The organism is Agrobacterium larrymoorei (assembly GCF_030819275.1).
In the GTDB taxonomy this organism is placed as follows: Bacteria; Pseudomonadota; Alphaproteobacteria; order Rhizobiales; family Rhizobiaceae; genus Agrobacterium; species Agrobacterium larrymoorei_B.
In genome coordinates, this window is record NZ_JAUTBL010000002.1 from 38,308 (window position 1) to 51,331 (window position 13,024).

The 13,024-nt window shown below is 59.0% G+C and carries 13 protein-coding genes; 12 read left to right on the top strand and 1 reads right to left on the bottom strand.

The window, feature by feature from the left end; genetic code table 11:
• Positions 1-16 precede the first annotated feature (16 nt).
• Positions 17-1,207 (top strand): formaldehyde dehydrogenase, glutathione-independent, encoded by a 1,191-nt coding sequence (gene fdhA / locus QE408_RS08725; protein WP_306930304.1) that lies wholly within the window; start codon positions 17-19, stop codon positions 1,205-1,207.
• 96 nt (positions 1,208-1,303) lie between these two features.
• Here fdhA and QE408_RS08730 read toward each other — a convergent pair whose 3' ends face one another.
• Positions 1,304-2,353: a Fe(3+) ABC transporter substrate-binding protein gene (locus QE408_RS08730; protein WP_306930306.1), complete on the bottom strand. Its 1,050-nt coding sequence runs from the start codon at positions 2,351-2,353 to the stop codon at positions 1,304-1,306.
• A gap of 173 nt (positions 2,354-2,526) precedes the next feature.
• Between QE408_RS08730 and rirA the strand changes: the two genes are divergently transcribed.
• The 11 genes from rirA to exbB all read left to right on the top strand — a co-directional run bounded on the left by rirA (position 2,527) and on the right by exbB (position 13,022).
• Positions 2,527-3,003, top strand: coding sequence for an iron-responsive transcriptional regulator RirA (rirA, locus tag QE408_RS08735; RefSeq protein ID WP_062427286.1), 477 nt, complete (start codon positions 2,527-2,529; stop codon positions 3,001-3,003).
• Positions 3,004-3,139: 136 nt separating this feature from the next.
• Complete coding sequence (locus tag QE408_RS08740) at positions 3,140-4,174, top strand: AbrB family transcriptional regulator (protein ID WP_306930307.1); 1,035 nt, start codon at positions 3,140-3,142, stop codon at positions 4,172-4,174.
• 168 nt (positions 4,175-4,342) lie between these two features.
• Positions 4,343-5,254, top strand: coding sequence for a glycine betaine ABC transporter substrate-binding protein OsmF (gene osmF, locus QE408_RS08745; RefSeq protein WP_306930308.1), 912 nt, complete (start codon positions 4,343-4,345; stop codon positions 5,252-5,254).
• Positions 5,255-5,263: 9 nt separating this feature from the next.
• Positions 5,264-6,460 carry an ABC transporter permease gene (locus QE408_RS08750; RefSeq protein ID WP_306930311.1) on the top strand — a complete coding sequence of 399 codons (1,197 nt, stop codon included), beginning with the start codon at positions 5,264-5,266 and terminating at the stop codon, positions 6,458-6,460.
• The gene (locus QE408_RS08755; RefSeq protein ID WP_306930312.1) at positions 6,457-7,395 is read left to right on the top strand and encodes an ABC transporter ATP-binding protein; all 939 of its coding nucleotides are present in this window, start codon (positions 6,457-6,459) and stop codon (positions 7,393-7,395) included. Before QE408_RS08750 ends, QE408_RS08755 begins: the two co-directional genes overlap by 4 nt.
• A complete protein-coding gene (locus QE408_RS08760; protein ID WP_306930314.1) occupies positions 7,392-8,147 on the top strand; it encodes an ABC transporter permease in 756 nt (251 codons plus the stop codon). The genes QE408_RS08755 and QE408_RS08760 overlap by 4 nt, the downstream gene beginning before the upstream one ends.
• 98 nt (positions 8,148-8,245) lie before the next feature.
• Positions 8,246-9,187 carry an ABC transporter substrate-binding protein gene (locus QE408_RS08765; RefSeq protein WP_306930315.1) on the top strand — a complete coding sequence of 314 codons (942 nt, stop codon included), beginning with the start codon at positions 8,246-8,248 and terminating at the stop codon, positions 9,185-9,187.
• Positions 9,188-9,257: 70 nt separating this feature from the next.
• Positions 9,258-10,031: an ABC transporter permease gene (locus QE408_RS08770; protein WP_306930317.1), complete on the top strand. Its 774-nt coding sequence runs from the start codon at positions 9,258-9,260 to the stop codon at positions 10,029-10,031.
• Complete coding sequence (locus QE408_RS08775) at positions 10,031-10,816, top strand: ABC transporter ATP-binding protein (protein ID WP_306930319.1); 786 nt, start codon at positions 10,031-10,033, stop codon at positions 10,814-10,816. Before QE408_RS08770 ends, QE408_RS08775 begins: the two co-directional genes overlap by 1 nt.
• Positions 10,817-10,968: 152 nt before the next feature.
• Positions 10,969-11,703, top strand: a complete 735-nt coding sequence (hutC, locus tag QE408_RS08780; RefSeq protein ID WP_306930320.1) for a histidine utilization repressor — start codon at positions 10,969-10,971, stop codon at positions 11,701-11,703.
• Between the two features lie 206 nt (positions 11,704-11,909).
• Positions 11,910-13,022: a tonB-system energizer ExbB gene (gene exbB, locus QE408_RS08785; RefSeq protein WP_373465527.1), complete on the top strand. Its 1,113-nt coding sequence runs from the start codon at positions 11,910-11,912 to the stop codon at positions 13,020-13,022.
• The last annotated feature ends 2 nt before the right edge of the window (positions 13,023-13,024 follow it).

Below are 13,024 nucleotides of genomic sequence, written 5' to 3' on the forward strand. Positions count from 1 at the left end.
CATGGAGGAGATGGATATGAGCAGGAACCGAGGCGTTGTCTATTTACGGCCAGGTCAGGTGGAGGTTCGTGATATTGACGATCCGAAGCTCGAGGCGCCGGATGGGCGCAGGATCGAGCATGGCGTGATCCTGAAAGTCATTTCGACCAATATTTGCGGCTCTGATCAGCACATGGTGCGTGGTCGCACGACGGCCATGCCCGGCCTTGTGCTGGGCCACGAGATTACTGGCGAGGTTATCGAAAAGGGCATCGATGTTGAAATGCTGGAGGTCGGCGATATCGTCTCCGTGCCCTTCAATGTTGCCTGTGGTCGTTGCCGTTGCTGCAAGTCGCAGGACACCGGCGTCTGCCTCACCGTCAATCCATCCCGTGCAGGTGGCGCCTATGGTTATGTCGACATGGGCGGCTGGATCGGTGGCCAGGCGAAATACGTCACCATTCCCTATGCCGACTTCAATCTTCTGAAATTTCCCGATCGCGATAAGGCAATGTCGAAGATCCGCGATTTGACCATGCTTTCGGATATCCTGCCGACTGGTTTCCACGGTGCGGTAAAAGCGGGCGTCGGCGTCGGATCGACCGTCTATGTGGCGGGCGCCGGTCCGGTCGGTCTGGCCGCTGCGGCCTCTGCCCGCATTCTCGGTGCAGCCGTCGTGATGATCGGCGATTTCAACAAGGAACGCCTGGCGCATGCCGCCAAGGTCGGCTTCGAGCCGGTGGATTTGTCCAAGGGTGATCGCTTGGGCGACATGATTGCCGAGATCGTCGGCACCAATGAAGTCGATAGCGCGATCGACGCCGTTGGATTTGAAGCTCGCGGACATGCCGGTGGTGAACAGCCTGCTATCGTTCTCAATCAGATGATGGAGATCACCCGCGCCGCCGGCAACATCGGTATCCCAGGCCTTTATGTGACCGAAGATCCGGGCGCTGTGGATGAGGCGGCGAAGCAGGGAAGCTTGTCCTTGCGCTTCGGTCTTGGCTGGGCAAAGGCGCAGTCCTTCCACACCGGACAGACGCCGGTCCTGAAATATAACCGTCAGCTGATGCAGGCTATCCTGCATGATCGGCTACCGATCGCCGATATCGTCAACGCCAAAATCATTGCGCTGGACGATGCGGTGCAAGGGTATGAAAGCTTCGACCAGGGGGCGGCAACAAAGTTCGTTCTCGATCCGCATGGCGATCTGATCAAGGCCGCCTGACCGCTTCCGTTGAACCCGATCAATAAGAAGCGCCCGCGATTTTGTCGCGGGCGCTTTTATTTGCGTCAACCGATAACGCTTGCCGAGCCGCCCGATCTATTGCGCCGGACCGTCATTAAAGCCGACTTCATCGACCAGCTCGGACGCCTCTTTCCGGTGCGCTGCAATCTCGGTCAGCGACAATGTGTCAGGCTTGATCGGCCCAAACCCTTTCACGACCTCGGACGGCTGCGCGCCGGGAAGCACCGGATACTCGAACACCTGCTTGGCATAGATTTCCTGCGCTTCTCCCGAAGCCAGGAATTCCATCAGCTTCAAGGCGTTTTCTTTGTTTGGCGCGTATTTCGTCATGGCAACGCCGGAAATGTTGACGTGGGTGCCGCGATCTTCGGCATTGGGGAAGATGACCTTGACGCTGTTAGCCCAGACTTTTTCCTCTGGTTCCTGCTCATTGGTCAGCATCAGACCAACATAATAGGTGTTGCCCAGCGCGATATCGCATTCGCCGGAATAGATGGATTTCGCCTGGCTGCGATCCGTGCCATCCGGCTTGCGTGCCAGATTGTTCTTCAAGCCTGTCAACCATGTGCGGGTGTAGTCCAACCCGTGATGGGCAATCATCGAGGCGAAGAGTGCGATATTATAGGAATGCTGTCCGTCACGAATGCAGATCTTACCCTTCCATTTGGGGTCGGCAAGCTCCTCATAGGTGATCGCCTGCTGCGTCACGCGCTCCTTGGAGGCATAGACGACGCGCCCGCGGGTCGTCAGTCCAAACCACTCGCCTTCAGGATCGCGAAGATTGGCGGGAATGTCCTTTTCTATGACAGGGTCGTTGAGGACCGGTTGCGTCACGCCGCCTTCCTTCGCTTCCACCAGCCGCGCGATATCCACGGTCAGCAGAATATCGGCCGGAGAATTGACACCCTCCGCCTGGATGCGCTCGACCAGACCCTTATCCAGGAACAGGACATTGGTCTCGATTCCGGTTTCCTTGGTAAAAGCGTCAAGCAGCGGCTGGATCAATTCGGGCTGGCGGTAGGAGTAGACATTCACCTCACCACCGGCGAATGCTGATGACGCGCTGCCACAGGCGACAGATAACACCGTACCAAGCGTCAGAAAGCTGGTTTTCAAGCTTGCCATGCCACAGGTCTCCGCTAGGATTGAATAGTGGAGTTCTTTGTTCATGAATCGGCAGGCCGGTCAACGGTCAACCGCGGGAGATCGAACGGGTAAGGAAGTTTTTTTCGTGTCTGGAATTGTTCTAAACTGAAAAACAAACTATATAACTCCACATTACCGACTAGGAGATCAGCATGCGTTTGACCAAACAGACCAACTATGCAGTCCGCATGTTGATGTATTGCGCCGCCAATGACGGCAATCTGAGCCGCATTCCTGAGATTGCCAAGGCTTATGGCGTCTCGGAACTTTTCCTTTTCAAGATCCTCCAGCCGCTGACCAAGGCTGGTCTCGTCGAGACCGTGCGCGGTCGCAACGGTGGCGTGAAGCTTGGCAAGCCTGCCGACAAGATCAGCTTGTTCGACGTGGTCAAAGTCACCGAAGACAGCTTTGCCATGGCGGAATGCTTCGAGGATGGCGCTGTCGAATGTCCGCTTGTCGATAGCTGCGGTCTCAATTCCGCGCTCCGCAAGGCCCTGAATGCCTTCTTCGACGTTCTCACTGAATATTCGATCGACGATCTCGTCAAAGCCCGTCCGCAGATCAACTTCCTGCTCGGTCTCGATCAACTGGCGCCACGCGTCCATCCGACCCCGGTCGCAGCCGCCTAATCAGAGCGTCGAGCTTGTTTCCAAAAGCCTGCCCGCAAAACTGCCGGCAGGCTTTTCTTTTGGAAGAGCTTGATTTCAGCAGCGATGACGGCGCAAGTGGACGTCTCCTGTTTGCGTTCTGATTCCCACCGGTGCCATGATCTCCATATCCGAGCTTTCTCGCCTTGCCCTGACTGTCTTCATCGGCAGTCTTGGCGCGCTGTTCGGCGTGCTCGTCGGTCTGCCGGCTCCCTTTCTCTGCGGCCCGGCACTCGCCGTTACCGCCGCAAGTCTTCTCGGCCTGACGCTCTCCGTGCCGAAGAACCTTCGTAACGCCACCTTCGTCATTGTCGGCGTATCGATGGGAACGAACATAACGCCAAACGTCTTCCAAGCTGCCAGAACATGGCCCTTGAGCTTCATCGCAGTGCTGTTAACGGTGGTGGCGCTTCTTTATACAGCCTATTGGATCCTGCGCTTCATCTTCCGCTATGACCACACGACCGCGATGCTCGGCGCTTCTCCTGGCCACCTCAGCTACATTATCAGCCTCACGGCGGAGACCAAGAGCGATCTCGCAACTGTCAGCGTCATCCAGAGTGTCCGCGTTCTGGCGCTCACACTCACCGTGCCGCTGATTGTCAAATATCTCGATCTCGTCAGCGTCGAGCCCTCCATCCTGCCGCCACCCATGCCAGCGCTGGAACTTGGCCTGACACTGCTGGCGTCCCTGATCGTTGGGCTCATCTTCATGCGATGGCGCTTTCCGGCGGCACTGCTTCTCGGTGGCGTCGCTGTTTCCATCGGCTCACACGTCACAGGCTTCTCCAGCGGCGGGGTGCCGGATTGGCTAGCGATCCCCACCTATATCGTTCTGGGAAGCCTGATCGGCACGCGCTTCTCGCGCTCCTCGCTGAAAGACATGCGGAAAGCGTTTTTGGCGGGTGCCGTCGTCACGGTTGCGGTCGTCGTCCTCGCCTGTTCGGTCGCCGTTCTCGTCTCAAGTCTGACGGGTGTTCCGCTGAACGCCGTGATGATCGCTTTCGCGCCCGGTGGCCTTGAGACGATGGCAGCCATGGCGGTGATGATGCATGCGGATACGGCCTATGTCGGCTCGCACCATGTGTTGCGCCTGCTGTTTCTGTCGGTGCTCATGCCGTTCGTGATCGGCAAACAAGCACGCGGGCGTTGAGCGTCAGGCAAGAAACTTCGGATTTTCCCTCGTCCGCATTTTTCGCTGCAACTTTTTTGTCGCTTACCTCGTTACCTCGTGCTGAACCGGGGACAGTCGCTCATCAGTGTTGGTCAGAAAGACGAGGCATTGTCCTGCCCGAGTAACCGTTCCGAGTGGAGATTGCCCATGAACCGTCTGATGAAGCTGGCCGGCGCTGGATTCGCGCTTGCTCTCTATGCCTCGATTGCCCAAGCGCAGGTCGTCGTCTCATCCAAGATCGACACGGAAGGCAGCGTTCTCGGCAACATCATCCAGTCGGTTTTGAACGTCAACAATATTGCCACCACCGACCGTATCCAGTTGGGCGCGACGCCCGTCGTGCGCAAGGCGATCATCGCAGGCGAAATCGATATCTATCCCGAATATACCGGCAACGCCGCCTTCTTCTTCGAAAAAGCAGATGATCCCATCTGGAAGGATGCCGCCAAGGCTTATGAGGAAGCCAAGACGCTGGATTACGATGCCAACAAGATCGTCTGGTTGTCGCCTTCTCCTGCCAACAACACCTGGGGTATCGCGGTTCGCAAGGATGTGGCGGAGAAGAACAATCTCAAGACACTGACCGATCTCGGCAAATATGTTGCAGGTGGCGGCCAGATCGTGCTTGCCGCATCCTCGGAATTCGTGAACTCCGCAGCCGCTCTGCCCGCCTTCCAGAAGACCTATGGCTTCACGCTGAAGCCGGAGCAGCTGATCACGCTCTCCGGCGGCGACACGGCAGCGACGATTGCTGCGGCCGCCAACCAGACCAACAATGCCAATGCTGCCATGGTCTATGGCACCGATGGCGGTATTGCGCCGTCCGGCCTCGTCGTCCTGATGGATGACAAGAACGTGCAGCCGGTCTATCAGCCTGCGCCGATTATCCGCGAAGAGGTGCTGAAGAAGCATCCTGACATCGAGAAGGTCCTGAAGCCGGTCTTCGAAAAGCTCGACCTCACGACACTGCAGGAGCTGAACGGCCGGGTGCAGGTGGGTGGAGAGCAGGCCAAGGCCGTTGCGCTCGACTTCCTCACCAAGAACGGCTTCGTGAAGTAAGAGGTGTCGTTGCGGAGCGGGAACGCCATTTCAAAGCCGCAGAGCGTCACACGACATGTCGATAAGGTCGGCGTGCTGATCTGCGGCCTGCTTCTCTATGCTGCGCTCGTTCCCCCTTTTGTCAGCTTCCGCGCAAACCGTATCGTGCAGGGGGAAGGGCGCTTTCTACTGGACAGCATGCCGCCCCCCGTTGGTTACGGCTTGATCGGCATCATCCTTTTAGCCGCCGCGGTCGCGCTCTTCGCCGCTAATACAAAGGTCCGTTTGGCAACCGCCTTTGCTGCACTGATCGCGCTGGCCGTTGCTGTCGGCCTTTCCGCTTCATCTCTGATTCCGCCTGAAAATACCTATGCCCGCGTGTCGGCGGCCAGCGGTTTCTGGTTGTTGCTTGCCGGGCTGGTGGTCCTGGCAACGGATGCGATTGCAAGACTTCGTCCCAAGCCTCTGACACGTCTCATCCTGCTTGCTCTCTCACTGCTGCTTCTCAGCGCCTTTCTGCTCTCCGGCCTTTGGAAGGATCTTTCCGTCATCAAGGAGTACCAGAGCCGCGCCGACATCTTCTGGACGGAAGCGCAGCGCCACCTTCAACTGGCCCTGGGCTCCGTCTTCGCCGCCATGCTGGCAGGCATTCCTCTGGGAGTGCTGTGTTTCAAGGTGGAGCGCATCCGCGCCGCCATGCTGAACAGCCTCAACATCATCCAGACCATCCCATCCATCGCGCTCTTCGGCCTGCTGATTGCGCCACTCGGCTGGATCGGCACCCATGTCCCCGGCGCGTCGGACATCGGTATTCGCGGCATCGGAGCGGCACCAGCCTTCGTTGCGCTGTTTCTTTATTCCCTGCTGCCGATCGTTTCCAATACGGTCGTCGGGCTCGCCGGCGTTTCGCCTGCCGTGCGTGATGCGGCGCGCGGCATCGGCATGACGGGCCGGCAAAGCCTTTTCAAGGTCGAGTTCCCGCTGGCGCTTCCCATCATCTTGACCGGCATCCGCATCGTGCTGGTGCAGAATATCGGGCTTGCGACGATTGCGGCGCTCATCGGTGGCGGGGGCTTTGGTGTCTTCGTCTTCCAGGGGATTGGCCAAACGGCCATGGACCTCGTTCTTCTCGGAACCATCCCGACCGTCATCCTGGGATTTGCCGCGGCAATTCTGCTGGATGCCCTGATCGACAGCAAACTCCTGTCACGAGGAAAAGCCGCATGATCGAAGTCGAAGGCCTCACCAAGCGATATGGCGAAGCGACGGTCGTCGATACAGTGAGCATCGCCATCCAACCCAGAAGCGTTACCGTCATCGTCGGCACGTCCGGCTCGGGAAAGACGACGCTTCTGCGCATGATCAATCGATTGGTCGAGCCGACATCGGGCCTCATTCGTATCGATGGGCGAAATGTTCTCGATCTGCCCGGTTTCGAACTCCGCCGCAGCATCGGCTACGCCATCCAGGGGCACGGGCTTTTTCCGCATCGGACAGTGGGACAAAACATTGCCACCGTGCCGGAACTGCTTGGCTGGGCTCGGCAGCGGGTCTCCGCGAAAGTCGACGAACTGCTCACGCTCTTTCAACTCGATCCAAAACTTTATGCTGACCGCTTCCCGAGTGAGCTCTCAGGTGGTCAACAGCAGCGCGTCGGCGTGGCGCGCGCGTTGGCAGCCGAACCGAATATTCTTTTGATGGACGAGCCCTTCGGCGCGCTCGATCCAATCATCCGCGCCAAGGCGCAGGAAGATCTTCTGACGATCCAGAAGAAACTCGGCGTCACCATTGTCCTCGTCACCCACGATATGGATGAGGCCTTCTTCCTGGCGGATCGGATTGCCGTCATGGATAAGGGAAAGATCGTGCAATATGGACCACCTGCGGAACTGGTCCTGAACCCGGCGACGCCCTTCGTCAGAACGCTGATCGGCGAGCGGGAAAGGCCTTTGAGGCTGCTATCAGTTTCAACCGTCGCGGAGATCGTTGAGCCCGGAGAGGCGGAAGGCGAACCGCTCACCGGCAGCCTCAGCCAACGCGACGCACTGTCCGCCATGCTCTGGGCGGGACGAGACAGTCTCCCGGTTGTCGGCACCGATGGGCAGAAGATTGGCCGCATCCGGCGCGAAACACTCTTGCAGCAAGCTGCGGGCTGTTCATGACAAGTCCTCGCTATAAAGCACTGTTGGGGCCGGTCCTTCTGTTGGGACTTGCGCTGCTGCTTGTCGTTTTTCTGGTGAGACCAAGTACGTTTTCCCCGATCTTCTCGCCGCTTGTCCAGACCAATGCGCCCGCCATCTATCAGCAGGCCGACCTTCTGTCCCTGACGCTCTCCCATCTGGCAATCGTGGGGATGGCAACGGCGGCCGCCACACTGGTAGCGGCTACACTTGCCGTCCTCGTCAGCCGTCCATTTGGTCAGGAATTCCTGCCGTTGTCCCGCAGCATCGTCAATATCGGCCAGACATTTCCGCCCGTTGCCGTGCTGGCGCTTGCCGTTCCGATCATGGGGTTCGGGCAGAAGCCGACGCTGGTGGCGCTATTCCTCTATGCCTTGCTTCCGGTCTTTGAAAACACACTCACGGGCCTGATGACGGTCCCCGCATCCATCACCGAGGCAGCCCGTGGTGCCGGCATGACCGGCTGGCAACGCTTGTGGAAGATCGATATCCCGCTTGCCATGCCCGCGATCCTTGCCGGCATTCGACTATCCGCCGTCATCAGTCTCTCCACCGCGACGATCGGCTCGACCGTGGCAGCGCGCACGCTGGGCGAAGTCATCATTGCCGGTCTGCAATCCAACAATCTCGCCTTCATCCTGCAGGGCGGTTTGATCGTGGCGGCACTTGCGGTGCTGATCCACAGTGTCTTTTCGATGCTGGAAACCAAGGCGGCGCACCGCGCAGGTCGGTAACGCATTTTGTCTAGACAAATTATTTTCCCTGTGAATTAATGCTCCTTAAAGAAGCGGTGGACATCGCCGCTCAAAAATAGAGCAACAGGGGAACGATCATGAGAAAGACACTGGGTTTTACCCTTCTCGCCGCCGCACTCTTTTCCACCGCGGCCCACGCTGAAACACCCGTCACCATCGGCATGTCCGGCTGGACGGGCTTTGCGCCGCTGACACTCGCCAAGGAAACGGGCATTTTCGAAAAGAACGGCCTCAAGGTCGAGATCAAGAAAATCCCGCAGGCAAGCCGCCATCTGGCGCTGGCCTCTGGTGACATTCAATGCGCGGCAACCACCGTCGAGACATGGGTGGCCTGGAATGCCAACGGCGTGAAATCCACCCAGATCTTCCAGATGGACAAGTCTCATGGCGCGGATGGCATGGCGGTTCGCACGGATATTGCCAAGATTGCCGACTTGAAGGGCAAGACGATTGCCGCATCGGCACCGGGCACCTCGCCATACTTCTTCCTCGCCTGGATCCTCAAGGAAAATGGCCTCACGCTGAAGGACGTGAAGGTGGTGAACCTCGAGCCAGGCCCGGCAGCACAAGCCTTTGTTGCCGGCCAGAACGATGCCGCCATGACCTATGAGCCCTATCTCTCCACGGTTCGTGCCGCACCGGACAAGGGCAAGATCATCGCCACCACGCTGGATTATCCGGCCGTCATGGACACGTTCGGCTGCACGCCGGAATTCCTCAAGGCCCACCCGGATGCGGCGAAGGCGCTGGCGACGAGCTACTTCGAAGCGCTCGACGCTATCAAGGCCGATCCAGAGAAGGCTTACGCCACCATGGGCGCGGATGTGAAGCAGTCGGGCGAAGCCTTCGGCAATTCCGCCAAGTTCCTCGAATGGCAGGACAAGGCGGCCAACCAGAAGTTCTTCGAAGGCGAGTTCAAGACCTTCTCGGAGAAGGCGGCCGATCTGCTTCTCGAAATCGGCGTCATCAAGTCGAAGCCAGATCTTTCGACGCTCGCCGATACCTCCTTCATCAAGTAATCGGCCAATCACGTAACACAATCGGGCGCGGCTTGCCGCCGCGCCCTGCCTCATGACTGTCGGGATCGACATGCAGCCACTACAGCCTATAAAACACAGCACGCGGATTGCGCTCGGCATCCTGTTCTTCGTGCTGTTCTTCCTCGCCTGGGGCATCGCCACACTGGGTGGATTCGTTTCGCCGACCTTCCTCGCAGACCCCATTACCATGCTGAATGACGGGATCTATCTGATCACCGCGCAGGGCTTTGCCTATGATATCGGCATGACCATCTGGCGCGTGGTGGGCGGCTTCGTCTTGGCGGCGATCATCGCCGTACCGCTCGGCATCGCCATGGGCGCTTACAAGCCGATCGAGGCATTGCTTGAGCCTTTCGTCTCCTTTGCGCGCTATCTTCCCGCCTCGGCCTTCGTGCCGCTGCTGATCCTCTGGGCCGGGATCGGTGAAATGCAGAAGCTGCTGGTGATTTTCATCGGCGCAGTGTTTCAGATCATCCTCATGGTTGCCGTCGCCGTTGCTGGAACCAGACGCGATCTCGTCGAGGCTGCCTATACGCTCGGTGCCAAGGATCGCGGCGTGGTGCGCCGGGTTCTCATCCCGGCCAACGCGCCGGATATTGCCGAAATCCTGCGTCTGGTTCTCGGCTGGGCCTGGACCTATGTCATCGTGGCGGAACTGATCGGCGCGTCGTCCGGCATCGGCTACATGATCATCAACAGCCAGGCGCTGATGGCGACAGGGCAGATCATTTTCGGCATCATCGTCATCGGCGTTATCGGCCTCATCTCGGACTTTGCCTTCAAGTCTCTCAATCGCAAACTGTTCGCCTGGAGGCTTGCCTGATGAACGAACTCATCATCCAGGGTGTCAGCCGCACCTTTCCGGGCGTGCGTGGCGGTACGCCGACACTCGCTCTCCAACCGACGGACCTCGAAATCCCCAAGAACGACTTCGTCACCATTCTCGGGCCTTCCGGCTGCGGAAAATCCACATTGCTTCGCATTATTGCGGGTCTTGATCGCCCGACCACCGGCAAGGTTCTGCTGGCTGGCCAGGAAGTGAAGGGACCGGGGGCTGATCGTGGCATGGTCTTTCAGTCCTATACCCTGTTTCCCTGGCTCACTGTGCGCGAGAACGTCGCCTTTGGCCTGCGCGAGCGAGGCGTGGCGGAGAAGGAAAAGTGGGACGTCGTCGACAGCTACATCGACAAGGTCGGCTTGCGGGGCTTCGAGAACCACTGGCCCAAGCAACTGTCCGGCGGCATGCAGCAGAGAACGGCGATTGCCAGGGCGCTTGCCAACGGCCCACGCATTCTGCTGCTCGATGAACCCTTCGGCGCGCTGGACAACCAGACGCGCGGCCTCATGCAGGAATTGCTGCTCGGCATCTGGGAGCGGGAGCAGAAGACGGTCATCTTCGTGACGCATGATATCGAGGAAGCGGTCTTCATGGCCAACCGTGTGGTGACGATGTCGGCGCGTCCAGGCCGCATCAAGTCCATCACTCCTGTCGATCTTCCGCATCCGCGTCATTACACCGTCAAGGCCAGCCCGGAATTCTCTGAGCTGCGTGCGCGGCTGACCGAGGAAATCCGCGGAGAGGCAATTGCGGCGGCCACCCATGGCTAAGCTTTGCTGACGGTGATATCAGGCGGGCTATCAAAGCGCCGTGCGTCCTGTTGGACCCACAAACGACGCTTTACCTTTTTGAAGATACGCATCGTGCTTTTCCGAAAAGCGATTTCCGATTTTCGGGCCGATGTGTAAACGGAACAAGAACCATGGCTGAAGCGGCGGCACCGCAGGAAAAGTCCTTGCACGAACGCATCATGAGCGACGTGGAAGGCCGGATTCTGTCGGGCGAATGGCCGCCCGGCTATCGTATTCCCTTCGAGCACGAGCTGACGAAAGAGTATGATTGTTCCCGCATGACGGTGAACAAGGCGCTGACCGAGCTGGTCAAGAAAGGCCTGATCGAGCGCCGCCGTCGCTCCGGCAGCTTTGTCACCCGTCCGCATGCGCAATCGGCGGTTCTGGAAATTCACGATATCCAGCGTGAAGTCCAGCAGATGGGACTCACCTATGGCTACCGGCTGGATGATCGCGAGTTGCGCAAGGCGACGTCTCAGGATCGAGCAGCACTGGAGGTCAAGGCGGGTGCCAGCATTCTCTCGCTGACCTGCCGGCATTTCACCGGTGACATTCCATTCTGTCTTGAAGACCGCATCATCAATGTCTCCGCCGTGCCGGAGGCAAGGGAAGCGGATTTCTCCTCCGTCGGTCCGGGGTCATGGCTTTTGCAGATGGTACCCTGGAGTGCTGCCGAACACCGCATCCGCGCCATCTCCGCGGATCGGCGCATTGCCGATGCGCTCGCGATCCCCGTTGGCACCGCCTGTCTGGTCGTTGAGCGGCGAACCTGGCACGGCCAGACCTATGTCACCCATGTCACAGTGACGTATCCGGGTGATCGTCATGAGCTGGTAGCGCAGTTCCTGCCGATGCAGCAGCAGTGATTCCTGGCAAGCGAGCGCAAAAACATCGCTTCATCACGCATGTTTTTCTGAAAGATGAGTTTACAGCTCCGGTTTACACGATGTATTAGTTGCTAATCTTACTCCACTTATAGCGGGGCGGGCTTGCATGTCCGCTGCTTCGGTGCGGGTAGGGGCTATGCCGATGCGTCTGGTCGTCGTGCAGTACAGAAACCCGGGACCATCTGATGACCTCCACATTCTCGCTTTCTTCGTCCAATCCTGTCATGGCGCCATGGATGCGGTACCGACACGTAGCGCTGGCAATGACCGTCATGCTCTGCGTCTCTTCTGTCCAAGCCGTTGCCCAGACCGCAGCACCGACTGAAAACGTGCCCGCCACGACGCAGGTCGAGCCTCAGCAGGCTCCTTCGCCGGCTACGAATTCCACCCCGCCCGCTCCCCTTCAGCCATCGCAAGCGCCACAGGATCAGCAAGCGCCTGCAACGACGGCTCCTTCGTCAACAAGCGAAGCCTCCGATCAACCGTCCGGCGTACAGACACCGTCAGCAGCAGAGCCAAGCCCCGCTGGTGAGGCTCTTTCTCCGGTGGAGGTGAGCGCCGATGAACGGTCCGATATTCCGCACAATCTGTCCCCTTGGGGCATGTTCATGGCGGCAGACTGGGTCGTCAAAAGCGTCATGATCGGCCTTGCTCTGGCCTCGCTCATCACCTGGACGGTCTGGCTGGCGAAGTCGATCGAGCTTGCAGCAGCACGGTTGCGCGCAGGTTCGACGCTGAAAATCGTTCACAAGGCGAAGACACTGGCCGAAGCCACTGATGCCGTCGAGAACAAGGGCGGTCCTGCGGCCTTGATGTTGCGCATGGCCTCCTATGAGATGCAGCTTTCCGACGCTGTTGTGGCGCACACCGATGGCGGTGGCATCAAAGAACGCGTCTCCTCCATCCTGTCGCGCATCGAAACCCATGCGGGCCGTCGCATGTCGCGCGGCACCGGCGTCCTCGCCTCCATCGGTTCTGTATCCCCCTTCGTCGGTCTCTTCGGGACCGTCTGGGGCATCATGAACGCCTTTATCGGTATTTCCGAATCGCAGACGACCAACCTGGCGATCGTTGCCCCCGGCATCGCTGAAGCACTGCTGGCAACGGCAATCGGCCTTGTGGCCGCCATTCCGGCGGTGGTGATCTACAACGTCTTCGCCCGTTCCATCACCGGCTATCGCCATCTGCTGGCCGATGTTGCTGCGGGCGTCGAGCGTCTCGTCAGCCGCGACCTTGATTTCCGCCGCATCCCGCCTGGCAGCGCGTCCAAGCCTCAGGTCTCGCTGGTAGGACGATAAGA

Excerpts from the sequence above, each read along its gene's own strand:
- fdhA (WP_306930304.1), top strand. The coding sequence starts at position 17 with ATGAGCAGGAACCGAGGCGTTGTCTATTTACGGCCAGGTCAGGTGGAG.
- QE408_RS08730 (WP_306930306.1), bottom strand. The coding sequence starts at position 2,353 with ATGGCAAGCTTGAAAACCAGCTTTCTGACGCTTGGTACGGTGTTATCT.
- rirA (WP_062427286.1), top strand. The coding sequence starts at position 2,527 with ATGCGTTTGACCAAACAGACCAACTATGCAGTCCGCATGTTGATGTAT.
- QE408_RS08740 (WP_306930307.1), top strand. The coding sequence starts at position 3,140 with ATGATCTCCATATCCGAGCTTTCTCGCCTTGCCCTGACTGTCTTCATC.
- osmF (WP_306930308.1), top strand. The coding sequence starts at position 4,343 with ATGAACCGTCTGATGAAGCTGGCCGGCGCTGGATTCGCGCTTGCTCTC.
- QE408_RS08755 (WP_306930312.1), top strand. The coding sequence starts at position 6,457 with ATGATCGAAGTCGAAGGCCTCACCAAGCGATATGGCGAAGCGACGGTC.
- QE408_RS08760 (WP_306930314.1), top strand. The coding sequence starts at position 7,392 with ATGACAAGTCCTCGCTATAAAGCACTGTTGGGGCCGGTCCTTCTGTTG.
- QE408_RS08765 (WP_306930315.1), top strand. The coding sequence starts at position 8,246 with ATGAGAAAGACACTGGGTTTTACCCTTCTCGCCGCCGCACTCTTTTCC.
- QE408_RS08770 (WP_306930317.1), top strand. The coding sequence starts at position 9,258 with ATGCAGCCACTACAGCCTATAAAACACAGCACGCGGATTGCGCTCGGC.
- QE408_RS08775 (WP_306930319.1), top strand. The coding sequence starts at position 10,031 with ATGAACGAACTCATCATCCAGGGTGTCAGCCGCACCTTTCCGGGCGTG.
- hutC (WP_306930320.1), top strand. The coding sequence starts at position 10,969 with ATGGCTGAAGCGGCGGCACCGCAGGAAAAGTCCTTGCACGAACGCATC.
- exbB (WP_373465527.1), top strand. The coding sequence starts at position 11,910 with ATGACCTCCACATTCTCGCTTTCTTCGTCCAATCCTGTCATGGCGCCA.